This is a genomic window from Rhodopseudomonas telluris, assembly GCF_042432815.1.
In the GTDB taxonomy this organism is placed as follows: domain Bacteria; phylum Pseudomonadota; class Alphaproteobacteria; order Rhizobiales; family Xanthobacteraceae; genus Rhodopseudomonas; species Rhodopseudomonas telluris.
In genome coordinates this window covers 444,263-467,244 of sequence record NZ_JBHLWM010000001.1, presented here as the reverse complement: position 1 = coordinate 467,244, position 22,982 = coordinate 444,263, and the positions used below count along the sequence as shown (strand labels likewise).

Sequence of the window (22,982 nt, the reverse complement as noted above, 5' to 3'; positions counted from 1 at the left end):
CCGTCAGCAAGACGTGGATGCCCGGCACGAGGCCGTGCATGACGGATGGAAACGGAACGGCCTGAGTTCGCAAGCTCGGCGCTGATGAATCGACGTTACTGCGCCAGCATCGTCAGCCAGTTGCGGAATAGCGCCGACGCGGTTCCTTCGACCGCTTCGGCCACGTCTGCGCGCAGCGTCAATGAAGGCAGCTTGGCGATCAGCGCTGGATCGCGGCGGGCCTCGGCCTCCGCGCGCAACATCTGAAGCGCCTGCTCGGTTTCATCGTCGAAGTAATCGACCGGCACATCGGGATAGTCCTGCCGCTCGCCAGTCAGATAGCGTCCGATGTCGCGCAGATACTCCCGCTGCAAGGAGCAGATGTCGTATTCCGGGTGGCCCTGGAAGAACACGAAGCGGCTACGGGTCTGGCGCGTGAAGATGTCGACGCCGGCCCCCTGCGCCTGCGTCAGCATCGTGTAGCCCGCGGCGGCCAGCTTCTCGGCCGGCAGATCGTTGAGCCGGGAATGCGGAACGCGCGGTTGGGCCGGCAGGCCAGCCAGGAGTGCGTCGTCGTCCATCAGGTCGCAGCCATAGACGCCCGAACATTTCTGCGGCAGCCGCTGACGCTCGACGCCGTCGAGATGCAACACCGCGGCATGCGCGGCGAGGCACGACCAGATCGTCGAGCGCGTATGCGCCTCGGCCCAATCCACCAGCGCCCGCATCTCGTCCCAATACGGCTCGCCTTGCAGCGTCGCGGCACGCGGCTCTGCGCCGGTGACGATCAGGCCGTCGAGCTGCAGCGCGTCGATCTCTGCGATGTCGGTGTAGAGGCTGGCGATGCGCTGGCGTGCCGCCTGCGAGCGCGTCACCGAGGGCAGCGCGAAGCAATGCAGCCGCACGGTCTGGCCCTCGGCTCCGTCGCGCAGCAATTGCATGAATTGCCGCTCGGTGGCGCGGAGCGCCGCGTCGCTCATGTTGTTGACCAGGCCGATCTCGATCACACGGCGACGCGCCGGCGCGGCGCTCTCGGCCGCATTCGTCGGCACCAGCGGTGCATCGTCTTGCAGATCGGCCTTGTCGAACAGCAAGGTCATCCCGCCGTGCCTCTATTCGGCGGCGATCAGGCGGGACTGCTGGCCACTCGCGCGCGCCAGCGCCTGATCGAGATCCTCGATGATGTCCGAGATATGCTCGATGCCGATCGACAGTCGGATCGTCTCCGGCAGCACGCCGGCGACACGCTGCTGCTCCACCGACATCTGCCGATGCGTGGTCGAGGCCGGATGACAGGCCAGCGATTTCGCATCGCCGATATTGACCAGCCGGGTGATCAGCTTCAGCGAGTCGTAAAACGCCTTGCCGGCCTCCATGCCGCCCTTGATGCCGAAGGTGAACAGCGACGACGCGCGGCCGTCGAGATATTTCTGCACCAGCGGATAATACGGGCTGTCCGGGAATCCGGTGTAGTTGACCCAGGCGACGCGCGGATCGTCCTTGAGGAATTCGGCGACCTTGCGGGCATTCTCGACATGCCGCTCCATGCGGAGCGCCACCGTCTCGATGCCCTGCAGCAGCAGGAAGGCATTGAACGGCGACAGCACCGAGCCCATCGTGCGCTGATAGATCGAGCGCGCCCGCTCGATATAGGCGGTCGGCCCGAACCGCTCGGCATAAACCATGCCGTGATAGGAGTGATCGGGCTGATTGAAGGCCGGAAAGCGCTCCGGCTGCGCGGCCCAGTCGAACCGGCCGCTGTCGACGATGATGCCACCCAGCGTCGTGCCGTGGCCGCCGAGGAACTTGGTCAGCGAATGCACCACGATGTCGGCGCCATAGTCGATCGGTTTGAGCAGGATCGGCGTCGCCACCGTGTTGTCGACGATCAGCGGCACGCCGTGCCGATGCGCGACCTCGGCGATGCGCTCGATATCGCAGACATTGCCGGCCGGATTGCCGATGGTCTCGCAGAACACCGCGCGGGTGTTCTGGTCGATCAGCCGCTCGATGTCGTCGGGCTTGTCGCTTTCGGCGAACCGACCGGTGATACCCTGGCGCGGCAGGATATGTGAGAGCAGCGTGTGGGTGGTGCCGTAAAGCTGCGGCACCGAGACGATGTTGCCGCCGTGATCGGCGACATTGACGAAAGAGAAATGCAGCGCCGCCTGCCCGGTCGCCACCGCCAGCGCGCCGACGCCGCCTTCGAGGTCCGCGACCCGCTTTTCAAGCACCGCGCTCGTCGGATTGGCGATCCGCGAATAGCGATAGCCTTCGGTTTCGAGATTGAACAGCGCCGCGCCATGGTCGGCGCTGTCGAATGCGTAGGAGGCGGTTTGATAGATCGGCACCGCGACGGCCTTTGTGGTCGGATCGGGATCGTAGCCGGCGTGAATGGCAATCGTCTCGTTGCGCATAGGCTCACCTCCGCAGGTCCGCACGAACTGCACTTCGGGCAGCTTCCGGTACGCCACTAGCTAAGGCAGCAAGGTTGAATGCGACAACAAGTTTCAAAAACTTCGCGGTACTAACCCTAATAACGAATGATGAATTCGCTACAATTTGAATCAATCTATTTGAAATAGCTTCGTTTACCTTACGGACGCTTTGTCGGCTCGCCCGCAAGCATTTGCCAATTCCATTCGCGTAAGTTGCGCCGATATTTGTCGCCAGATTGTCGGGTTCGCGTTCATGAACATGCAACCAACAGCCGTAACCGCAGCGGGCTTGGCGCCGGCGCGATCCGCGCCGGCCAGGCCCTCGGTTGCCAAGAGCTGGCTGAAGGCGATCGAGCTCACGGCGCGCATCGAGCAGACGCCGCATCGCTTGTTGGCAGATGTGATCGCCGATCACGCTGCGGCGACGCCACACCGCGACGCGATCGTCTCGGAGCACGAGTCGCTCAGCTACGCCGAGCTGGCGGCCCGCATCGATCGCTACGCACGCTGGGCCGTGTCCATCGGCGTGGCGAAGGGCGACACGGTGAGCCTGCTGATGCCCAACCGGCCGGACTATCTCGCCGCATGGCTCGGCATCACCCGTGTGGGCGGCGTCGTCGCGCTGATCAACACGCAGCTCGTCGGCGCATCTCTGGCGCATTGCGTCGATCTCGCTCAATCGAAGCACATCATCGTCGCTCATGATCTCGCCGATGCCTTCGACAGCGCGCGCGCGCATCTCACCACGTCGCCGCGGCTGTGGCGACACGGCGGAGCTCGGGACGAGACCTCGATCGAGCGGGCGCGGGCCGCCGAGCTTCCGGCGGCACGTCCACCGCGCGAGGTGACCATCGATGATCTCGCGCTGCTGATCTACACCTCCGGCACCACCGGCCTGCCGAAGGCGGCGCGCGTCACGCATCGGCGGGTGATGAGCTGGGCCGGCTGGTTCGCCGGGCTGATCGACGCGACGTCCGACGACCGGATGTACGATTGCCTGCCGATGTATCACAGCGTCGGCGGCGTGGTGGCGCCCGGCAGCCTGCTAATGGCGGGCGGCTCGGTGGTGATCGCGGAGAAATTCTCCGCGAGCCGGTTCTGGGACGACATCGTCCGTTGGGACTGCACGCTGTTTCAATATATCGGCGAGTTGTGCCGCTATCTGCTGCAGGCGCCGGCCTCCCCGCGCGAAACGCAGCACCGGCTGCGGCTGGTCTGCGGCAATGGCCTGCGCGGCGACGTGTGGGAGGCATTCCAGGCGCGCTTCGCGATCCCGCGCATCCTCGAATTCTATGCGGCGACCGAGGGCAATTTCTCGCTCTACAACGTCGAAGGCGAACCCGGCGCGATCGGCCGCATCCCGTCGTTCCTCGCGCATCGCTTTCCGGCCGCGATCGTGAAATTCGATATCGACACCGGACAGCCGCTCCGCGACGCAGACGGCCGCTGCATCCGCTGCGCGCCCGGCGAGGCCGGCGAGGCAATCGGCCGGATCGGCGAGGCCGACAGTCGCGGCGGCCGGTTCGACGGCTACACCAGCGCGGCGGAGAGCGAGAAGAAGGTGCTGCGCGACGTGTTCGCGCCCGGCGACTCCTGGTTTCGCACCGGCGACCTGATGCTGCAGGACGCCAAGGGCTTCTTTCGGTTCGTCGATCGCATCGGCGATACGTTTCGCTGGAAGGGCGAGAACGTCGCGGCAAGCGAGGTCACCGAAGTGATCGCCGCATGTCCGGGCGTGATCGAGGCCAGCGTCTATGGAGTCAGCGTGCCTCACGCCGACGGCCGCGCCGGCATGGCGGCGCTCGTCGTCGGCGATGATTTCGACCCGGCCGCGCTGCATCGCTATCTCGCCGACCGGCTGCCGCCGTTCGCGCGGCCGCTGTTCATCCGGCTGAGCCATGCGCTGGAGATCACCGGCACCTTCAAGCCAAAGAAGCAGGAGCTGATCGATGCCGGCTTCGACCCGGGCATCGTGACCGATCCGCTCTATGTGGCGGACGCCGACGGCTATGTGCCGCTCGATCGCGAGCGCTACGCCCGCATCGCGGCCGGCGAGTTCCGCCTGTAGCAGCAACCATCCCCCTCATGATCGCTAGTCGTCGAATGAGAAACCAAGCATGATCCCCGCAGCCGCACCCGTCAGCTTCTCCCGGACGTGGACGTTCTTCGAAGGCGATTGGCACGAGGGCAATGTGCCGATCATGGGGCCACGCACCCACGCGGCCTGGCTCGGCTCGATGGTGTTCGACGGTGCCCGCGCCTTCGAGGGCGTGACGCCGGATCTCGACAGACACCTCGCGCGCGTCAACTGGTCGGCGACCAACTTCAAGCTCAAGCCGATGGTCGACGAAGCAACCTGGCATGGGCTGGTGCAGGACGGGCTGAAGCGCTTCGATGCCAAGGCCGAAACCTACATCCGCCCGATGTATTGGGCGCAGAACGGCTTCGGCGGCGGTGTGCTGTTCGATCCCGAGACGACGAACTGGTGCCTGTGCATCTACGAAGCCCCGATGCCGAAGCCGACCGGCCTGTCGATCACGCTGTCGCCGTTCCGCAAGCCGAGCGCCGATTGCGCGGTGGTCGACGCCAAGGCCGGCTGCCTGTATCCGAACAATTCGCGCGCGATGATCGAGGCGCAGAGCCGCGGCTTCGCCAACTGCCTGATGCGCGACATGCTCGGCAACATCGCCGAACTCGGCAACTCCAACATCTTCTTGGTGAAGGACGGCGTGGTGTTCACGCCGACGCCGAACGGCACGTTCCTGAACGGCGTGACGCGGCAGCGGGTCATCGCCCTGCTGCGCGGCGACGGCATGGACGTGGTCGAGACCACGCTGCGCTACGAGGACTTCTTCGCGGCCGACGAGATCTTCGCCAGCGGCAATTTCGCCAAGGTGCAGCCCATCATCCGCATCGACGACCGCACGCTGCAGCCCGGCCCGGTCTTCACCCGCGCCCGGGAGCTGTATTGGGATTTCGCACACAGCCGCAGCTGAGGCGGCGACTCCGAGCGAGCGCGCTGTGCTGATGCGCGGCCGGCTACGGCCCGTACAGCACCAGCTCGGTCTCGGTCAGATCGGCCAGCCGCGGCGGGTTCGGGCCCTTGAAGTACTTGCAGCCGCGCGATTGCAGATACTTGCCCTTCAGCCCGGCGATCGGCCCGTTGGCATCGACGATCAGCATGGCGACGCCGCGCCAGATCAGCGCGCGGCCGAGCGCGCCGGCGCAGCGGACCACGTCCGGCACGTCGCGGCAGTACACCAGCTGCATCGCCGGCGTCGGAAAGCGGCCGTGCTTGATCCGCTTCGGCACCAGGATGAACGGGATCGCCTCGCGACCGACGCGACAGACCAGCGACAGGCAGCCATAGGCCGCATGACTGCGCAGCAGATCGAACTCGGCCGGATCGAGCCCCTCGACCGCCGCGGGGGCGGCATTGACCCGCTCGACTCTCATGCCGCGCTCGGCGGCCGACAGCAGCGGCAATGCCACGAACATGCCCTGGCAATAGCGCCGGAATCCCTGCGCCTCGATGATCGGCCAGGTGTTCACCGCCGGCGAGATATTGATGTAGGTGACGGCCTTGTTCTTCTGCGCAATCGAGGTCAGCATCGTCGCGTAGTTTCGGAACTCCGGCTCGACGTACCAGCTCGACACGTTGCAGCGCAGGCCGGCATCGTCGGTGCCGCCACGCTGCGCGTAGAGCAGCAGGAGCACGCCGACCGGCTCGCCTCCGGCTTCCAGTAAATATCCGTAACGCGGACAACCGGGCGGAATCTTCCGCTCACCCTGGCGATGCAGGCCGCGCCGCCAGTAGTCCGCCGTGCGACCGACGAAACCGCGCGTCAGCAGGGCCGAGACCGGCTCGATATCCGCATCGGTGATCTCGCGGCAACGCACTTTGCGAGCATCCATCGTCGTTTACCAATCGACCCGATTTGCGAACTACGCGCATAGATTCGCTTCATCATTGCGCACTATGGTGTTGTCTCACGGATCGAGCAGGAAGGCGAAAGATCGATGTCTGTACGGTTAACAATCGTCACGATGATGCAGGAAATCGCCGCAGAGCAGAACCGCAAACTGCCGCCGCTCACCGACGATCTCGTACTACACCAATCCGGCTTCGACTCGCTGTGTTTCGCCATTCTGGTGGCGCGGCTCGAAGACACGCTCGGCGTCGATCCGTTCACGGCCGCCGACGACGCAATCTTTCCGGTGACGCTCGGCGACTTCATCAAGGCGTATGAGAATGTCCCCGCGTGAAATCACCGCGCTGCGCAACTATCTGGCGACCGGTCTGAACGACCGCACGCTGTCCGACAAGACGGATTCGGTCGCGATCTCCGACATCGCATCGGGAACGATCCTGGGCGGCCGGCTGCCGGACCTTGCCGGCAGATCGGTCGTGCTGTCCTTGTCGACGCAGCTCGCCAGCGGCATCGCGATGATCGAGCTCGACGGCGTGGCGCGGCGGATGTTGCTGTGTCCGCCTGATTTCGACATGGCGCATGCCGCCTCGCTGATCGCCGATGCCGAGATCGATGCGATCGTGACCGACGATCCGGACCGCTGGGCCGGCCGCGGCGTCGCGCTGATCGTCACGGCGGCGCTGCCGCTGCGGCCCGCGCCGCCGCTGGAACTGACGCACACCACGCAATGGCTGATGCTCACCTCGGGCACCACCGGCGCGCCGAAGATCGTCGCGCACACGCTGGCGGCGCTGACCGGCGCGATCGTCGCGGACGGCGCCGCGTTGCGCGCCCCGCAGACATGGGCGACCTTCTACGATATCCGCCGCTATGGCGGCCTGCAGATCTTCCTGCGCGCCGTGCTCGGCGGCGGCTCGATGGTGCTGTCGGCGCCGGGCGAAACCATGATCGATCACCTCGGCCGCCTGTCCGCCCGCGGCGTCACGCATATTTCCGGCACGCCGTCGCATTGGCGCAAGGCGCTGATGAGCGCCGCCGCCGCGAGTTTCCGACCGGACTACGTGCGGCTCTCCGGCGAGATCGCCGATCAGGCGGTGCTCGACAGTCTGCGCCGCGTCTTCCCCGACGCCTCGATCGGCCACGCTTATGCGTCGACCGAAGCCGGCGTCGGCTTCGCGGTCACCGACGGCCGCGAGGGCTTTCCGGCCTCGCTGATCGGCCCGAACCAGAGCGGCGTCGAGATGAAGGTGGTCGACGGCTCGCTGCGGATCCGCTCCACGCGCACCGCGCATACCTATGTGGGCGCGAGCGCCCCGTCGCTCGCCGAGGCCGATGGTTTCATCGACACCGGCGACATGGTCGAGCTGCGCGACGACCGCTATTACTTCGTCGGCCGTCGCGACGGCATCATCAACGTCGGCGGCCTCAAGGTGCATCCCGAGGAAGTCGAGGCGGTGATCAACCGCCATCCCGCGGTCCGCATGGTGCGGATCCGCTCGCGGCGCAGTCCGATCACCGGCGCGCTGGTCGTCGCCGACGTACTGTTGGCGAACGTCTCGGACTCCGGGCGCACCGGCGAGATCCGCGAAGCGATCCTCGCCGAATGCAAGCGCGCGCTGCCGGCCCACAAGGTGCCGGCGGTGATCAACTTCGTGGCCCAACTCGACGTCACCGCTTCCGGCAAGCTGGCCCGCCATGCGTAAGGTGCTGGTGACGGGTGGCAGCCGCGGCATCGGGCTCGCCATCGCGCAGCGACTCGCGGCGGGCGGCTACGGCGTGATCGCCGTCGCGCGGCGCGAGAGCGACGAGTTGACCGCGGCAATCGCGGCCGCCGCGAACGGCCCCGGTTCGATCGCCTTCAGGCCGTTCGATCTCGGCGACATCGACGCCATTCCGGGCCTGGTCAAGGACCTGCGCCGCGAGTTCGGCTCGATCTGGGGCCTCGTCAACAATGCGGGCATCGGCACCGAGGGCGTGCTGGCGACGATGCACAACAGCCAGATCGAGACGCTGCTGCGCATCAACGTGACCTCGCCGATGGTGCTGACCAAGTACATCGTCCGCAACATGATGGCGGACGGCGGCGGCCGCATCATCAACATGTCGTCGATCATCGGCTCGACCGGCTACAACGGCCTGTCCGTCTATGGCGCCACCAAGGCCGCCGCGATCGGTTTCACCCGGTCGCTGGCGCGCGAAGTCGGCCGGCTGGGTATCACCGTCAACGCGATCGCACCGGGCTTCATCGACACCGAGCTGACCTCGGGCCTCGCCGGCGAAGGCCGCGACAAGATCGCCAACCGCAGCGCCCTGCGCCGCCTCGCCGAAGCCGACGACGTCGCTCGCATGGTCGAGTATCTGCTCGGCGACGGCGGCCGGAATATCACCGGCACGGTGCAGACCATCGACGCGGGGAATACGGCGTAGTTTGCTTATCCACCGAGGCGCCCCGATCGCAGCGCGCCCCCTCTCCCGCTAGCGGGAGAGGGCTGGGGTGAGGGCGCCCCGGGCAGTGATTCAGCGACTCGTTGATAGGAGTGCCCTCACCCGTCCCAGCTTCGCTGCGCTCCGCCGGGCCGACCTCTCCCGCAAGCGGGAGAGGTGATTAGTCCAGCGCCAGCGCCTCGCGCACGCTCGCAGGCCATGCCGCCGTGTCGATGCCGTGGGTCGCGAACAGCGCCACGGCGAGGCGGTCCATGCCGAAGGCGACGCAGCCGGTGTGGGCGGGCTTGCCCTCGGCATCGTCGATGCCCCAGGTCACGCCGAAATGCTCGCGGTGATAGTTGAAGCTCATGCAGGCGGTCGGGGAGTCCTCCGAGCGCAGCGGCACCAGCAGTTCGAACTTCAGCGCCTGTTGCTGCTGGCTGATCGCCTTCATCTGGCCGACGCGGCCGAAGAACGGATCGGACGCTGTATCGACGCGGAACGCGAGGCCGAGATCGCGCGCGATCGCCTGGGCCTTGACCATCCAGCGCTCGCGGAAATCAGCCACATCCTGCGGCGCGCCGATGCAGACATATTCGCGCATTCGGAACGACTGCAGCCGGTCGAGATGCTTCGACGGCTCGCGGCGGAAGCAATCGGCGGCGACATCGAAGCGCAGGCCGCCGGCCGGCAGCGGACCGCGGCTCGCCGCGATCGGATACACCGGATAGCAGGCGGCCGGTGACAACACGAGGTCGGCCGGCGACAGCGACGTCGTCCAGTCGCCGCCGGCGTCGAACCGGCTCACCGCCGCGTTGATCTCCTGCTCGGTGCCGTGCAGGCCGCAGACGCAGCCCAGCAGGTTGGGGAAGCTCTTCAGATAGCCCGACTTCTCGAGCTGCGCCCGGCTCATCACCGGCGGAAACCGCATCACCTCGGTGCCGGCCTCGCGATGCCGCGAGATCAGCGCCGCCAGCTTCTCGACCACGCCCTCATACAGCGCGGTGCGCGCATAGACGCCGTCGGCGCCGAGCTTGTGGAACAGATGCGCGGCGAGATGATCGAGCGGGTCGACCGGCTGCGCTGCGGCCTCGGACGGGATCGTGCGGATCGCGACGTTCATGCGGATGGCCTCCTCTATTAGTCGGTGATTGTTCAGCCGCGCAACGTCGCCGGCACGGCCGCCATCAGGCTGGCAGTGCCGATGTTGGCGAGGATGCGATCGTTGTTGATCATCAGCGGCGCCGACAGCACGTCGCGCAGATGACGGCCGACGGTGAAGTCGCCGTCGTTGCGATAGCCGGAAAGCCCGCAGGCCCGCATCGCGCTCATCACCGTCTCGACCGCCAGTTCCGAAGCCTCGACCTTGAGCAGGTTGATGGCCGACTGGAAATCGAGCGCGGAGAGCGCGCGCTCGTCGAACTCCGCCGCCACGTAAGTGTCGAGATTGGAACTGATCAGCGCGCGCAGCTTGATCAGCGAGCGCTTGGCCGCATTGTAGTGCGCCGCGCCGGGCGGCAGCTGCCCGCCGGCGCCGCGCGCTGCCTTGCGAATGAACGCCTGCGCCCGCTCGACCGAAGCCGCCGCGATGCCGGCCCAGGCCGACGACCACGACAGATGCGCCACCGGCGTCATGGTCTGGGCGTGAATGCGATCATATGGCTCGGCGAACACCTGCGCGGCGAGGCCGTTCGCCTTGAGTTCGAAGCCGCGGCTACAGGTGCCGCGCATGCCGAGCGTCTCCCAGCCCAGCGTCGGCCGCAGCGTGTAGTCTTCCTTGGTGAACACCACCAGCACCTGATCGGAGGCCGCCGCATCATTGGCGCGGCGCGCGATCGTCATCACGCCGTCGGCCTGCGCGCCGTAGGAGATCACCGTGGCGTCGCGGACCAGCGAGACGGCGTCCGTGGTGACTTCGATCGCGGCGGCGCTCGCGCGAATGTTGCCGCCATTGTTGCCTTCGGTTGTGGACGAGGCTATCAGCAATTGCTCGTCCGCGATCCGCCGCATCAACCGTTCGTGCCAGGCGCTGCCGCGCCCGTGGCGGACCAGACAGGCCACCTTGGTCTGATGCATCGCCACGATCATCGCGGTCGAGGCGCAGGCCCGGCCGAGCGCGTAGCACATCTCGGTGATATCGTGGATCGTGGCGCCCTCGCCGCCGAACTCGACGGGAATCTGGGCGCCGAGCAGCCCCTGTTCGCGTGCCGCCTCGATCGCGGCGTGTGGAAACCGCGAGTCCCGATCGACGCCGTCGGCCTCGCTGGCCGCGATCGCAGCGACCTGTGCCACGCGTTGCGACAACGGCACAGCTACGTGCCGGAACGAAACAGCGGTCGAGGTGAAATCACGGGCCGTGCTGTCAGTAACCATCGCCATGGCGTAGAGTCTCCCTTGAGACGGCGTTGCACATGCTGATCATGCGGTGCTACGCGTGCCGACGCTGAATGCAGCCGGCGAATGCGACCGAGACGCTAGGAGCGCGGCAGCGACGCGTCGAGATGATTCAAAGTGAATCAATTTCGATTCGAAAACGACGGTTAATCGCCGCTTGCGGCAATCGCGGAAAATCCGGCGCATCCCGTTAGCGTTAAAATCGAAACCGCCTCCGCGGCCAAACTGCGCAATTGTTTTCGAAAAATTTCTGAGATTACATCTCACCCAATCGGGAGCGCACGCGACAGGACTTCACTGGCTGCGCGAGGACAAACAACACGGAGGATGCCATGCAGGCGAGCACGGACGCGACGGTCCGAAACAAACTGCTCGAACTGGTCGGATCGATGCTGAAGGAAAGCGCGACGCCCGGCGCTCTGCATCCTGATACACGGCTGGCCGATGCCGGACTGACCTCGATGGAAATGGTCAACCTGATGCTCGGCGTCGAAGCCGCATTCGATCTGACCCTGCCGCAATCCGAGATCACGCCCGAGAACTTCACCTCGGTCGAGACCATCGAGCGCATGGTTCTGCGCCGCCTGCAGATGCAGGCAGCCTGATCCCGGCCGCAACGCCGCGTCGTCCTCACTCAGCTTCCGCAGCACATCCCAGGAGTCACCAGATGAATGCCAATCTGATCCTCACCGCGAAGACCGATGTCGAACTGAAGCCGGCGCCGATCGAGCCGTCGTGGATTCTCGAGGGCAATCCGGTGGCGACGAACTGCACGCTGTCCCGCAGCGCGGACGGCATGGCCTCGACGATCATCTGGCAGTGCACCGAAGGCAAGTTCGAGTGGCACTACGACATCGACGAGACGATCTGCATTCTCGAAGGCTCGGTGGTGATCGAAAGCGAAGGCATGCCGGCGAAGCGTTACGGTCCGGGCGACGTGATCTTCTTCAAGGACGGCGCCAGCGCGCGCTGGCATGTCGAAGGCCACATCCGCAAGATCGCATTCTGCCGCCGCACCCAGCCGAAGCTGTTCGGCCTGGCGATCCGCGTCTACGCCAAGCTGCGTTCGATGCTGGCGCCCGCTGCGCAGCGCCCGACGCAATCGCTGCTCGGCGCCAACTAAGCGCTCGACGCGTAGCTATCATCTTTCCGAAGGCGGGCCGTCAGGGCTCGCCTTTGTTTTTTGTGATAAGCTTTGTGGTCTGCCGCGACTTTCAACCAGCACCTTGTCCCTCAGCACGGCGACTTCCAACGGCTCCTCCCCCATCGTCAAGGCCGGGCTCGTCCCGGCCATCCACGTATTTCCGAACCTCGACGTCCAAGTCTGTGGCGCCCGGGATGAGCCCGGGCATGATGGGGATGAACGTGTTGGGGAGCCTCACGGGCCGACGTCAGTGGCTGCCTCGGCAGGCCAGTTTGAACCAGCAGCCTCCCACAACCTCTGGTCCACCTGTGCTGATGAGACATTTTCGGTCGTTTCGCAGCCGCTCCCGAGATTGATTTGTCGCAAAGCCGGCCGGTGCTGATTCTGGCATTTCATCATGCGAAAGTCTTATTGGAGCACGCGGGACAGCGATGGGGTACAATCTCGGCCGGACCGGCAGACCTTCAATCCTCGCTTTGGTCTATTCGGATGGCGCCGCGGCGTGCCGCACGATCTCGGAGCTCGGCTATCGGCTGCGCGACACCGGCGTCGCGGTCGCAGGCATCGTGGCGTATCACGCCACGTCTGAAGGCACCCCGCGCTGCGACATGGAGATCGAGGAACTGACCTCGCGAATCATCCTGCAGCTCGCCGATGATCAGACGCCGCAGCCCACCGACTGCCGGGTCGATCCGGCCGCCATGCAGGACGCTGCCGCGCTGATCAGCGCCGCGTTCCAGAAGTGCCCGGAGCTGCTGATCGTCAACAAATTCGGCCGGCTCGAAGCCGACGGCGGTGGCCTCGCCGACGTGATCACCGAGGCGGTGGATCTCGGGATTCCCGTGATGGTCGGCGTGCCGGAGCGCCATGTCGCGCGCTGGCGCGAATTCACGAACGGCCTCGCCGAAGAGGCGATGATCGACTCGCCCCGCGTGCAACAATGGCTCGCCCGCCGCGGCCTCGTCCCGCAACGGGTGCGGGCAGGCACTGAGACCGTGCTGAATTCGGCGGCGTGAGCGGCTGGGCAACGCGCCGACAGCCACCTCGACCGACGCTATCGCCTGATCGACGCCCCTCACGCCGTCATGGCCGGGCTCGTCCCGGCCATCCACGTCTTGCCAAGCAGTCAGCGCAGAAACGTGGATGCCCGGGACGAGCCCGGGCATGACGTAAGCTTCGAAATGGCGCGACCTACCCGAACTTGAACAGCACGCCGTAGCCGCCGCGCGGGTAGTTCCATTCGATGTCGCCGCCGCCTTCGGCGATCACCCGGCAGGTGCCGCATTCGACGCAGCCGTCCGGTGTCACTTCCACCTGGCCGTTCGAATTCAGCTCGTAGCAATGCGCCGGGCAGACTTTCAGCAGCGCCAGCAATTGCGGCGACGGCTTGGTGTGCGGCTTGACCTTGATATGGGCGTTGCCGACATCGACCAGATAGCGGTTCTGGAACAGCTTGTCTTCGACCCGAATGGGGGCTTCCGTGGTCATGATTGGCCTCTCCGATCCTGAACTAACTACCAGCTACGTTCCACTCAGCGCCACGCCCGCGCGAAGCGGAACGCGTCGCCGAACAACCCGCCCCACGACCGCGCCGACACGAACGACTTGATCGTGGTCTTTTCCTTCTCGATTTTCGGCGTGCCGTCGACCCGCACGAAGTTCTGCAGCGCCTTGTTGACGAGCTGCGGATAGGTCAGGAAGAAGTTCTGCGACTGGATATGCAGCAGGCCCGGCATATCCTTGTACTTCTTCAGATCCTTGATGACGAAGCTGTCGTCCAGCATCTTCTTGTAGAGCGCGAGGTTCTGCTTGGTCATCGGATCCTTGCGCGACTTGACCTGGAAGATCGCCTCGCCGGCGATTCGTCCCGAGGTCATCGCCAGGTTCGAGCCCTCGCGATGCATCGCGTTGTTGAGCTGCGCGGCGTCGCCGACCACGACCCAGCCGTCGCCGTAGAGCTGCGGGATCGCGTTGTAGCCGCCTTCCGGGATCAGGTGCCCGGCATATTCCTTGACTTCCGAGCCCTCGATCAGCGGCGCGATCGACGGATGCTTCTTGAAGCGGTCGAGCAGATCGTAAGGCGTCTCGCCGCTCTTCTGGAAATCGGCCACGAGGCAGCCGATGCCGATCGAGATCGACTCCTTGTTGGTGTAGAGGAAGCCCATGCCGGTCATGCCGGCGGAGATCGTGCCGGCGGCTTCGATCACCACGCCCTCGTCGCCCTTCAGGTTGAAGCGCGCCTCGATGGTCTCGCGCGGCAGGAAGTGCATCTCCTTCACCGCCAGCGCGACGTTGTCAGGGGTCGGCCGCTCGCGCAGCGAGGCCTTGGTGCCGAGCAGGCCGTTGACGCCTTCGGCCAGCACCACGACGTCGGCGTGAACTTCGCCGCCGTCGCGGTCGGTGATCACGCCGATCACCTTGCCGTAGGCGTCCTGCACCAGTTCCTTCACCGTGGTCTCGCACAGCACGACCGCGCCGGCTTCCTGCGCCCGGCTCGACAGCCATTTGTCGAACTGCGCGCGGATGATGGTGTAGCGGTTCGGCTTCTCTTCGTTGAAGTCGTCCGAGCGGTGATGCAGGCCGGTGTGCGACTTGCCGTCCATCATCCAGAACCGCTGCTCGACGAGGTGCCGCTCCAGCGGCGCATCCTCGCGGAAATCCGGCACCAGCTTCTCCAGCATGTCGGCGTAGAGAATCGCGCCCTGCACGTTCTTCGAGCCGGGATACTCGCCGCGCTCGATCTGCAGCACTTTCAGGCCGCGCTTGGCCATGGTGAGCGCCGCGGCATTGCCGGCCATGCCGGCGCCGACCACGATGGCGTCGAAACGTTCCTCGATCATGGCAGCCTCCTGTTAGCTCGCGATCCGGTCGCGGGTGTGCGGCGACAGCCGCTTGCGGAACGCCTCGGTGAGCGCCGGCAGCAGCCGGATCGCATCGGTGACGAGAGCGAGATGAGCGAAGTCGAAGATCGGCGCGTTCTTGTCGGTGTTGATCGCGACGATCAGGTCGGAGCCGTCGACGCCGACGCGGTGCTGGATCGCGCCGGAGATGCCGGCCGCGATGTACAGCTTCGGCCGGATGGTCTTGCCGGTCTGGCCGATCTGGCGGTCGGCCGAGACCCAGCCCTTCTGCACCAGCGGCCGCGAGCAGCCGTATTCGGCGCCGAGCACGCCGGCGAGCTGGCGCACCAGCTGGAAGTTCTCCGGCGAGTTGAGGCCGAGGCCGCCGGCGACGACGATGTCGGCGTATGCGAGGTTGGACGTCGCCTTGTCGCGATCCGGCACGAAGGCCAGGATCTTGGTGACGATATCGGCTTCGACCAGCCCGAGCGGGAATTCGATGACGCGGCCGATCGGCTTCTCGACCCGGTCGGGCATCGACATCACGCGCGGCCGAACGGTGGCCATTTGCGGCCGGAAGTTCAGCGTGTAGATCGTGCACAACAGCGAGCCGCCGAAGGTCGGGCGAGTCGCGGCGAGCGAATTGTCGGCATCCACTTCCAGCTCGGTGCAGTCGGCGGTGAGGCCGGTGAGCAGCGTGGTCGCCACCGCGCCGGCGAGGTCGCGGCCGAGCGTGGTGGCGCCGAGCAGCAGGATCTCCGGCTTGTAGGTGTTGACCAGATCGGTCAGCGCCTTGGTGTAGGACTCGTTGCGATAGTCGGTGAGCACCTCGTCGGCGCAGACGTAAGCGAGGTCGGCGCCGTAGCAGAACGATTCCGCCACCGCGGCCTGCGTCGCCTCGCCCTTCGGGCCGATCACCACGGCGGCGAGCTGGACGCCGAGCTTGTCGGCGAGCCGGCGGCCGGAGCCCATCAGCTCCCACGACACCGGATGCACGTGACCGCGCTCCTGCTCGATGAAGACCCAGACATGCTTGTAGGCCTTGAAGTGCTCGGGCAACTCCTTCTTGGCGGAGGCGCGTCCGGCGGGCTGCGGTGCAGGCTTGGCTGGCTGACTCATCGGAACGGCTTTCTATGTTGAGGTGTCAGAATCCGCGGGCCAGCTCGAACATGTCGGCTTCGAGCTTGGGACGGAGCTTGAAGATCTCGTCGATCAGCGCCTCGGCCGGCGGCTGACCCGCGGCCTCGACGACCTTGGCCTTCTCGGCGCGCGGCGTCGGCGCGAACACGCGCTTCACCACGGTCGGCGAGCCGCGCAGGCCGCATTTCGAGATGTCCTCGACGCCGGCGTCCTGCGCGCTCCACTTCACCACTTCGGCGCGAGCGGCATTCAGGGCGTTCAGCATCGAGCCGCGGCGCACCTGGTTGGTGCCTTCCAGCATGGTGATCAGGCACGGCAGATTGCTGCGCAGCACCTGCACGCCGCCCTCGGAGCGACGCTCGACCTCGATGGTGCGGCCGGCGAGATCGACCGAGCAAACCTTCGAGACGTAAGTGAGCTGCAAGAAGTCGAGCCGCTTGCAGATGCCGGGGCCGACCTGCGCGGTATCGCCGTCGATGGTCTGCTTGCCGGTGAACACGATGTCGGGCGCCCCGAAGGTCGCGCCGATCTTGCGGATCGCGGCGGCGAGCGCGTAGCTGGTGGCCAGCGTATCGGCGCCGGCGAAGAACCGATCGGTCAGCAGCACCGCGCGGTTGGCGCCGAAGGTCAGAGCCTTGCGCAACGAGTCCTCGGCCGAAGGCGGGCCCATGGTGAGCACCGTGACTTCGCCGCCGAGCGTATCGCGCAGCCGCAGCGCCTCTTCGAGCGCGAACAGATCATAGGGATTGATGATCGTCGGGACGCCCTGGCGCATGATCGTGTTGGTGACCGGATGGACGCGGATCTGCGCCGAGTCCGGGACCTGCTTGATACAAACGACGATATGCATGATGTGCTCCGCGCTAAGCTGACAGAGAGCTATCAGCAAGCCCCGTACCAACTTTGCGATGCGCGGAATTCACTCGGGAAAGCAAGGCGTTGGGCATTCTGCCGCGGTACACGCAGGGGTTTTGCCGTGAAGGCGATCCGACAAGTGTGACACTTGTCAGGAAGGCGACAGCGCGTTGAAAGAGAGCTTGGACGTCGAATGACGCAGGCAAAACAGCCCGACCAACTGCACTGATTCCTCATCCTGAGGAGCCCGGCGCAGCCGGGCGTCTCGAAGGATGGGGCCACGCGGCATTCGCGGCCCATGGTTCGAGACGGCGCTTCGCGCCTCCTCACCATGAGGTCGTGCATGCGGCAAGACGTGGATGGGCCGGGCCTTCGCCGCGCCGAAGCGGCTTCGGCCGCGCAGGCGGGACAAGCCCGGCCATGACGGAAAGGTAAGTATTTTCGGTGAAATGTACGCCGCGGTTACTTCAGCGTGTCGAGCGACACGAACGCCGCCTTGCGCGGGACCTTCGGCGCCACGGCGTCCTTGAGCACCTTGAAGACGCGCTGATCGAGCGGCGACGAGGCGACGAAGTCCGCATAGGCCCGCTCGAGCACCGCCTTGCAGCGCGCGGCAGCCTCCTCGGCCGGCAGGCCGGCGAGATCCTCACCGGCGAGGTACTGCCCCATGCGCCGGAGAATGTGCAGGCGCGCGACGTTGAGCAGCTTCGGGTCGTAATCGACGCCGAGCAGCTGAAAGAACTCCTCCGCCGAACCGGCGCGCTGCAGCTGGCCGATGATATCGGCGGGCTCGGTCGTGGTCGCCAGGGACGCGGTCATGTCATTCTCCTTCGCTTATGGTTAGCAACCAGCCCCTCCCCGCCGTCATTGCGAGGAGCGCAGCGACGAAGCAATCCAGCGCCGCGCGTGTGGCGCTGGATTGCTTCGCGGAGCCTGTGCCCGGACGGCGCGCAGCGCCGATCCGGGTGCTCGCAATGACGCGGGGAGAGTTTACGCTGCATGATCAAACGCCACCCCTCACGCACAGCTCGACATCCGCCGGTCGCGGACTTCGCGCCAGATCGCCGTCAATGTGTCGTTGCCGACCGGGCCCTTGTGGGCGACCGCGTAGCGGCGCACTTGCGCCAAAATCCCCTGCGCCTCGTCGGCGGTCGCCGGCAGGTTGAGCCGGGCGAGCGACGAGGTGATCGCCGACAGGCCGGAATGCTTGCCGATCACGATGCGGTTGGCGCGGCCGAGCAGCAACGGGTCGAGCGACTGATAGGTGCGCTGATCCTTGAGCAGGCCGTCGACATGGATGCCAGATTCATGGGTGAAGACGTGCTCGCCGACGATCGCCTTGTTGAGCGGGATCGTGCGCGCCGCGGCTTCCGCCACCACGTCGGCGACGTGGCGCAGTTCCGACAACACCACGCCGGTGTCGCGGCCATAGAGCTGCTTCAGCGCCACCGCGATCTCTTCGAGCGGCGCATTGCCGGCGCGCTCGCCGAGGCCGATCACCGTGACGGAGGCGTGGGTGGCGCCGGCCTGCACCGCCGCCAGCGTGTTGGCGGTGGCGAGGCCGAGATCGTCGTGGCCGTGAAATTCCAGTTCGAGATCGGTGGTCGCGCGCAGCGCCGCGAGCAGCTTGAAGCTGCTGAACGGATCGAGCACGCTGAGCGTATCGGCGATGCGGAAGCGCCGCGCGCCGGCGGCCTTGGCGGTCGCGATCACTTCGGCGAGAAACTCCGGATCGGCGCGCGACGAATCCTCGCCGCCGACCGCGACCTCCAGACCCTTGTCGCGTGCATAGCCGACGACGCGCTTCACGGTTTCGATCGCGTTGCTGCGACGCCCGCCGAGCTTGGCGGCGATCTGAACGTCCGACACCGGCACCGAGACGTTGACCATCGAGACGCCGGCCGCAAGCGCGGCGTCGACATCCTCGGTGCGCATCCGGCACCACGCGATCGTGGTCAGCGGCAGGCCGGCCTCGACGATGGCACGGATCGCCGCGATCTCGTCGGGTCCCATCGCCGGCGTCCCGGCCTCGATCTCCGGCACGCCGGCAGCGGCGAGTACTCTGGCGATGGCGAGCTTTTCGGCAGCCGAGAAGGCGACGCCGGGCGCCTGCTCGCCGTCGCGCAACGTGGTGTCGTTGAGCACGACCGGGAGCGGCGACGCGTTGGAGGCAGCGAGATCAGACATGCGCACGCCCCAGCGCCTGCGGCGCTCCCTGGTTGGCACAGAACGGCGAGATCGCCCGCAGCTTCGCGATCACGCCCGGAATCACCGCGAGCGCGCGGTCGATGTCGGCGTCGGTGTTGTCGCGCGACAGCGAGAACCGCACGCCGCCGCGCACCGCTTCCTCGGCAACGTTCATCGCCACCAGCACATGCGAAGGTTCGAACGAGCCGGTCGAACAGGCCGAGCCCATCGACGCTGCGATGCCGGCGCGGTCGAGCAGCGTCACGATCGCCTCGCTGTCGATGAAGGAGAACGCGATGGTCGATGTGTTCGGCAGCCGCTCGGCGCGGGCGCCGACCGCGACGCAGTGATCGACCTGCGCCAGGATCTCGCGCTCCAGCCGATCGCGCAGACCGCGCACCCGGATGTCTTCGTCCGCCATCGCCTCGGCGGCCAACTCCGCTGCGATGCCGAGGCCGACGATGCCCGGCACATTCTCGGTGCCGGCGCGGCGGCCGCGTTCGTGCTGGCCGCCCTTGATCTGCGGCTTGAAAGCGACGCCGCTGCGGACATAAAGCGCGCCGATGCCCTTCGGTCCGTGCAGCTTGTGGCCGGACAGCGACAGCATATCGATGGCGGTGGATTGCAGATCGATCGGACATTTGCCGACGGCCTGCACCGCATCGGTGTGAAACAGCGCGCCGACTTCCTTGGCGAGTTCGGCCAGATCGGCGACCGGGTTGAGCACGCCGGTCTCGTTGTTGGCCCACATCATCGAGACCAGCGCGACGCGATCCGACAGCGCCGCGCGATACGCTGCGATATCGAGACGGCCCTGGCGATCGACCGGGATGACGTGAACGCGAATGCCCTTGGTCTTCTCCAGCCAGGCGCACAGCGCCATCACGGCCGGATGCTCCACCGCGGTGGTGATGATCTCGCGTCGCCGCGGCATCGCTTCCAGCGCCGACAGGATCGCCGTGTTGATACTTTCGGTGCCGCCGGAGGTGAAGATGATATCGTGCGGCGACGCGGCGCCGAGCAGCGCCTGCAATTGATCGCGCCCGCGCTTCACCGCCCGCGCGGCGTGGCCGCCGAGCGCATGCTTCGACGACGGATTGCCGAAGTAACCGGAGAAGAACGGCAGCATCGCATCGACCACGCGCGGATCGGTGCGCGTCGTCGCGTTGGCGTCGAGATAGACGATGTCGGCCGAAGGCTGTGCGACACGAGACTCCGTCATGACACCGGCACCACGCGCAAGGGCCGGCCGATCTTCTCGGCGAGCCGGGCCTGGACGCCAGACAGCGTCACCGACGAGAGCTGGCAGCCGACGCAATTGCCCGACAGCCGGACATAGACAATGTTGCCCTCGATGCTGACGAGTTCGCAGTCTCCGCCGTCGCGCTTCAGATGCGGGCGTAGTTCGTCGAGCGCTTCGGCGATCATCGTCGCCTGCGTCGGAGCGTCGAGTTCGAGCGTCGCCGTCGCAGCCGGCGCCGCTCGCGCCGGCTCGGGCCGCGGTGTCGGCCGCAAATGCACCGGCGCGGTCTTGGCCGAGAAAATATTCGTGCCGGGCTGCGGCTCGCCGCGCGGCTTCAGATCGACCGCGCGCTGCGGCGTCGAGCCGAGCTGATACGCGTCGTGCTTGTCGATCAGTCCGTCCTCGACCATCTCGGCATTGACGCGCGCCAGCAGGCCCTCGATCTGCTTGAAGCAGGAGCTGCAGCTCCCCGCCGCCTTGGTGTACTGCGTCACCTGCTCCATGCTGGTGAGCCGGTTGAAGCGGATGGTGCGCTCGATCATCATCTGGCTGACGCTGAGGCATTTGCACGACGGCGTCCCCTCGCCTTCGCGCAGCACCGCGCCGCCGCGATACGACGCGATCGCACGGTGCAGCGCCTCGTAGCTCATCACCGCGCAGTACATCCGCTCAGCCGGCAGACCGCCGAGAGCGTCGGCGATATCGGCGGCGCTGATCGACGCCGCATCGTCGAGCGTCTTGCCGCTGAGCAGTTCGGTCGTCGCCGACGCCGCCGCGATCGCCGCGCTGCAGCCGAACGCCTGGAAGGTCGCGCGGTCGATGCGATTGCTTCGCGGATCAATCCGCAGCATCAGCTTGACCGCATCGCCCCACCGCAGGGTACCGAACGAGCCGACCGCGTTGGCCAGCAGCAGCACGCCGACGTTGCGCGGGCGGTCGAAGTGGTCGTCGAGCCTGTCGAGATTGCCGAGCATGACGAACAACTCCCTGCCTGAAGTTTGCCTCAGCTTTGCCTCAACCAAACGACTTGCCGCAGCCGCATTTGTTCTCGGCATTCGGGTTGTCGAAGGTAAAGCCCGAGCCTTCCAGGCTCTCGACGAAGTCGATCGTCATACCGCTGAGCAGCGGCTGCGAATCCGGATCGACGAACACCCGGACACCGGCAGCTTCGACCACCGCATCATCATCTCGCGGCGCGGGGTCGAGACCGATCAAGTACTTGTAGCCGGCGCAACCGCCCGCCTCGACCATGACCCGCAGTCCCCCCTCGGTCTTGCCTGCCCGCGACATCGCGGCCTTGACGGCATTCCCGGCTTGTTCGGTCAGAATGATCATGATCGGCTCCTTGCGTTGGGTCCGACATGAGGGATTGCAACCCCCGTGCCACGCCGCAGCACGGCGGCAAGCCACTGGAGTTGTTACTTGTTTAGGAGACCGCGGGGAAATGTCAGGGTTGCGACATGGTCGAAAGACGACGGTTTCCGACAACGGCTCGCAGCTAATAGTCCGGGAGCACGGTGCGCCGGCGCTCTCTTCACCCTCCCCTGGAGGGGGAGGGTCGGCACGCAGCCCGCGCAGCGGGATGCGGGACGGGGTGGGGTGAGCCGCGGGCACAGGGTTTCATAACTTCGCCACCCCACCCCGCTCGCTACGCGAGCGACCCTCCCCCTCCAGGGGAGGGTGAAGGACGGCGTCGCTCCGTCAGGACACGCTGGTGACCGCCAGCTCAACCTCTCGCCGCCGGGCGGCCATGCGGCTTTCGCCGCTTTCGTCGCCGAAGCACTCGGCGAAGTCGTTGCACTGCGCGCAGGACGGCGTGCTGCACATCACCAGGCCGTCGTCCTCGCAGAGCTTGCGATAGAAGTAGCGTTTCCAGCGCATGTTACGGGTGTTGCCCTGCGCCAGCGGAGCGAAGTGGCGCGTCAGCAGCCGCGACAGCTCGGCGCGATTGCGCAGACCGAGATCCTCCCACAGATGCTCCGGTTCGATCGCCCGCCGCGCCACCATCGCGGCGAGCCAGCGGCCAATCTCGCCCGTGGTGGAGCGATGCTTGAGCAGCAGGTCGCGCAGCATCACCGCCTCGTCGTCGATCTCCGGCTCATCCAACGCCAGGACCGACAGCAGCACGGAAACATGAGGAAACTGAGCAACGATCAGCGCGGTAAAATCATCGGCAGGCAAGCCGCAGCGCTCGATGATCGGCCCCGGCTCAGTCATCGCGGCCGAGAGAATCGACGCCAGCACGTGCCTGTCGAACGCACGATCATCATCGATCTGCGCCTCGGCCGGCAGACAGCCGGTGAGCGCGCGGTAAACCACTGCTGGCGACGACGCGAATCCGGCGGCGGCGACGCGGAGCGGCAGCGACGACTGATCCCGAGCCATATCCATCGCGCCGCGCATGGT

General features: G+C 66.3%; 23 protein-coding genes. 8 read left to right on the top strand and 15 right to left on the bottom strand.

Annotation, left to right across the window (positions count from 1 at the left end):
• Positions 1–95: 95 nt before the first annotated feature.
• Both metA and ACFFJ6_RS02135 read right to left on the bottom strand, forming a co-directional pair.
• The gene (metA, locus tag ACFFJ6_RS02140) at positions 96–1,079 is read right to left on the bottom strand and encodes a homoserine O-succinyltransferase MetA (protein ID WP_378383864.1); all 984 of its coding nucleotides are present in this window, start codon (positions 1,077–1,079) and stop codon (positions 96–98) included.
• Between the two features lie 12 nt (positions 1,080–1,091).
• Entirely contained in the window at positions 1,092–2,396 is a 1,305-nt protein-coding gene (locus tag ACFFJ6_RS02135; protein WP_378383862.1) for an O-acetylhomoserine aminocarboxypropyltransferase/cysteine synthase family protein, read from the bottom strand.
• 274 nt (positions 2,397–2,670) lie between these two features.
• Between ACFFJ6_RS02135 and ACFFJ6_RS02130 the strand changes: the two genes are divergently transcribed.
• Positions 2,671–4,485: a long-chain-acyl-CoA synthetase gene (locus ACFFJ6_RS02130; protein WP_378383860.1), complete on the top strand. Its 1,815-nt coding sequence runs from the start codon at positions 2,671–2,673 to the stop codon at positions 4,483–4,485.
• Positions 4,486–4,534: 49 nt separating this feature from the next.
• The gene (locus ACFFJ6_RS02125) at positions 4,535–5,413 is read left to right on the top strand and encodes a branched-chain amino acid aminotransferase (RefSeq protein WP_378383858.1); all 879 of its coding nucleotides are present in this window, start codon (positions 4,535–4,537) and stop codon (positions 5,411–5,413) included.
• A 43-nt stretch (positions 5,414–5,456) separates the two neighbouring features.
• Here the strand turns inward: ACFFJ6_RS02125 and ACFFJ6_RS02120 are convergent, their stop codons facing one another.
• The gene (locus ACFFJ6_RS02120; RefSeq protein WP_378383856.1) at positions 5,457–6,332 is read right to left on the bottom strand and encodes an acyl-CoA acyltransferase; all 876 of its coding nucleotides are present in this window, start codon (positions 6,330–6,332) and stop codon (positions 5,457–5,459) included.
• 105 nt (positions 6,333–6,437) lie between these two features.
• Here ACFFJ6_RS02120 and ACFFJ6_RS02115 point away from each other — a divergent pair, with 105 nt between their 5' ends.
• The 3 genes from ACFFJ6_RS02115 to ACFFJ6_RS02105 are packed head-to-tail and all read left to right on the top strand — an operon-like array spanning position 6,438 to position 8,776.
• Positions 6,438–6,683 (top strand): phosphopantetheine-binding protein, encoded by a 246-nt coding sequence (locus tag ACFFJ6_RS02115; RefSeq protein ID WP_054165592.1) that lies wholly within the window; start codon positions 6,438–6,440, stop codon positions 6,681–6,683.
• Positions 6,670–8,052 (top strand): class I adenylate-forming enzyme family protein, encoded by a 1,383-nt coding sequence (locus ACFFJ6_RS02110; protein ID WP_378383854.1) that lies wholly within the window; start codon positions 6,670–6,672, stop codon positions 8,050–8,052. The genes ACFFJ6_RS02115 and ACFFJ6_RS02110 overlap by 14 nt, the downstream gene beginning before the upstream one ends.
• Positions 8,045–8,776: an SDR family NAD(P)-dependent oxidoreductase gene (locus ACFFJ6_RS02105; protein ID WP_378383852.1), complete on the top strand. Its 732-nt coding sequence runs from the start codon at positions 8,045–8,047 to the stop codon at positions 8,774–8,776. Before ACFFJ6_RS02110 ends, ACFFJ6_RS02105 begins: the two co-directional genes overlap by 8 nt.
• A 178-nt stretch (positions 8,777–8,954) precedes the next feature.
• On the opposite strand, the gene ACFFJ6_RS02100 is transcribed toward ACFFJ6_RS02105, so the two are convergent.
• Both ACFFJ6_RS02100 and ACFFJ6_RS02095 read right to left on the bottom strand, forming a co-directional pair.
• Complete coding sequence (locus tag ACFFJ6_RS02100; protein WP_378383850.1) at positions 8,955–9,896, bottom strand: amino acid--[acyl-carrier-protein] ligase; 942 nt, start codon at positions 9,894–9,896, stop codon at positions 8,955–8,957.
• Positions 9,897–9,928: 32 nt separating this feature from the next.
• On the bottom strand, positions 9,929–11,152 hold the full coding sequence (locus tag ACFFJ6_RS02095; protein ID WP_378383848.1) for an acyl-CoA dehydrogenase family protein: 1,224 nt from the start codon (positions 11,150–11,152) through the stop codon (positions 9,929–9,931).
• A gap of 347 nt (positions 11,153–11,499) precedes the next feature.
• On the opposite strand from ACFFJ6_RS02095, the gene ACFFJ6_RS02090 reads away from it, so the two are divergent.
• The 3 genes from ACFFJ6_RS02090 to ACFFJ6_RS02080 all read left to right on the top strand — a co-directional run bounded on the left by ACFFJ6_RS02090 (position 11,500) and on the right by ACFFJ6_RS02080 (position 13,327).
• Positions 11,500–11,772, top strand: coding sequence for a phosphopantetheine-binding protein (locus tag ACFFJ6_RS02090; RefSeq protein WP_378383846.1), 273 nt, complete (start codon positions 11,500–11,502; stop codon positions 11,770–11,772).
• 62 nt (positions 11,773–11,834) lie between these two features.
• Positions 11,835–12,290, top strand: a complete 456-nt coding sequence (locus ACFFJ6_RS02085; RefSeq protein WP_378383844.1) for a cupin domain-containing protein — start codon at positions 11,835–11,837, stop codon at positions 12,288–12,290.
• A 452-nt stretch (positions 12,291–12,742) separates the two neighbouring features.
• Positions 12,743–13,327 carry a DUF2478 domain-containing protein gene (locus ACFFJ6_RS02080; RefSeq protein ID WP_378383842.1) on the top strand — a complete coding sequence of 195 codons (585 nt, stop codon included), beginning with the start codon at positions 12,743–12,745 and terminating at the stop codon, positions 13,325–13,327.
• Positions 13,328–13,502: 175 nt separating this feature from the next.
• Here ACFFJ6_RS02080 and ACFFJ6_RS02075 read toward each other — a convergent pair whose 3' ends face one another.
• From ACFFJ6_RS02075 to ACFFJ6_RS02030, 10 genes are all read right to left on the bottom strand, one after another.
• Positions 13,503–13,799 carry a ferredoxin family protein gene (locus ACFFJ6_RS02075; protein WP_119859184.1) on the bottom strand — a complete coding sequence of 99 codons (297 nt, stop codon included), beginning with the start codon at positions 13,797–13,799 and terminating at the stop codon, positions 13,503–13,505.
• A 44-nt stretch (positions 13,800–13,843) separates the two neighbouring features.
• On the bottom strand, positions 13,844–15,151 hold the full coding sequence (locus tag ACFFJ6_RS02070) for an FAD-dependent monooxygenase (protein ID WP_378383840.1): 1,308 nt from the start codon (positions 15,149–15,151) through the stop codon (positions 13,844–13,846).
• A gap of 12 nt (positions 15,152–15,163) precedes the next feature.
• Positions 15,164–16,270 carry an electron transfer flavoprotein subunit alpha/FixB family protein gene (locus ACFFJ6_RS02065; RefSeq protein WP_378383838.1) on the bottom strand — a complete coding sequence of 369 codons (1,107 nt, stop codon included), beginning with the start codon at positions 16,268–16,270 and terminating at the stop codon, positions 15,164–15,166.
• Between the two features lie 25 nt (positions 16,271–16,295).
• Positions 16,296–17,141 (bottom strand): electron transfer flavoprotein subunit beta/FixA family protein, encoded by an 846-nt coding sequence (locus tag ACFFJ6_RS02060; RefSeq protein ID WP_378383836.1) that lies wholly within the window; start codon positions 17,139–17,141, stop codon positions 16,296–16,298.
• Between the two features lie 467 nt (positions 17,142–17,608).
• The gene (gene nifW / locus ACFFJ6_RS02055) at positions 17,609–17,965 is read right to left on the bottom strand and encodes a nitrogenase stabilizing/protective protein NifW (protein WP_378383834.1); all 357 of its coding nucleotides are present in this window, start codon (positions 17,963–17,965) and stop codon (positions 17,609–17,611) included.
• A 198-nt stretch (positions 17,966–18,163) separates the two neighbouring features.
• Complete coding sequence (gene nifV / locus ACFFJ6_RS02050) at positions 18,164–19,333, bottom strand: homocitrate synthase (protein WP_378383832.1); 1,170 nt, start codon at positions 19,331–19,333, stop codon at positions 18,164–18,166.
• Positions 19,326–20,555 (bottom strand): cysteine desulfurase NifS, encoded by a 1,230-nt coding sequence (nifS, locus tag ACFFJ6_RS02045; RefSeq protein ID WP_378383830.1) that lies wholly within the window; start codon positions 20,553–20,555, stop codon positions 19,326–19,328. The genes nifV and nifS overlap by 8 nt, the downstream gene beginning before the upstream one ends.
• A complete protein-coding gene (gene nifU, locus ACFFJ6_RS02040) occupies positions 20,552–21,550 on the bottom strand; it encodes a Fe-S cluster assembly protein NifU (RefSeq protein WP_378383828.1) in 999 nt (332 codons plus the stop codon). Before nifU ends, nifS begins: the two co-directional genes overlap by 4 nt.
• A gap of 40 nt (positions 21,551–21,590) precedes the next feature.
• Positions 21,591–21,911 (bottom strand): HesB/IscA family protein, encoded by a 321-nt coding sequence (locus ACFFJ6_RS02035; RefSeq protein WP_054165608.1) that lies wholly within the window; start codon positions 21,909–21,911, stop codon positions 21,591–21,593.
• Positions 21,912–22,277: 366 nt separating this feature from the next.
• Positions 22,278–22,979 carry a nitrogen fixation protein NifQ gene (locus ACFFJ6_RS02030; RefSeq protein ID WP_378385700.1) on the bottom strand — a complete coding sequence of 234 codons (702 nt, stop codon included), beginning with the start codon at positions 22,977–22,979 and terminating at the stop codon, positions 22,278–22,280.
• Between the last annotated feature and the right edge of the window lie 3 nt (positions 22,980–22,982).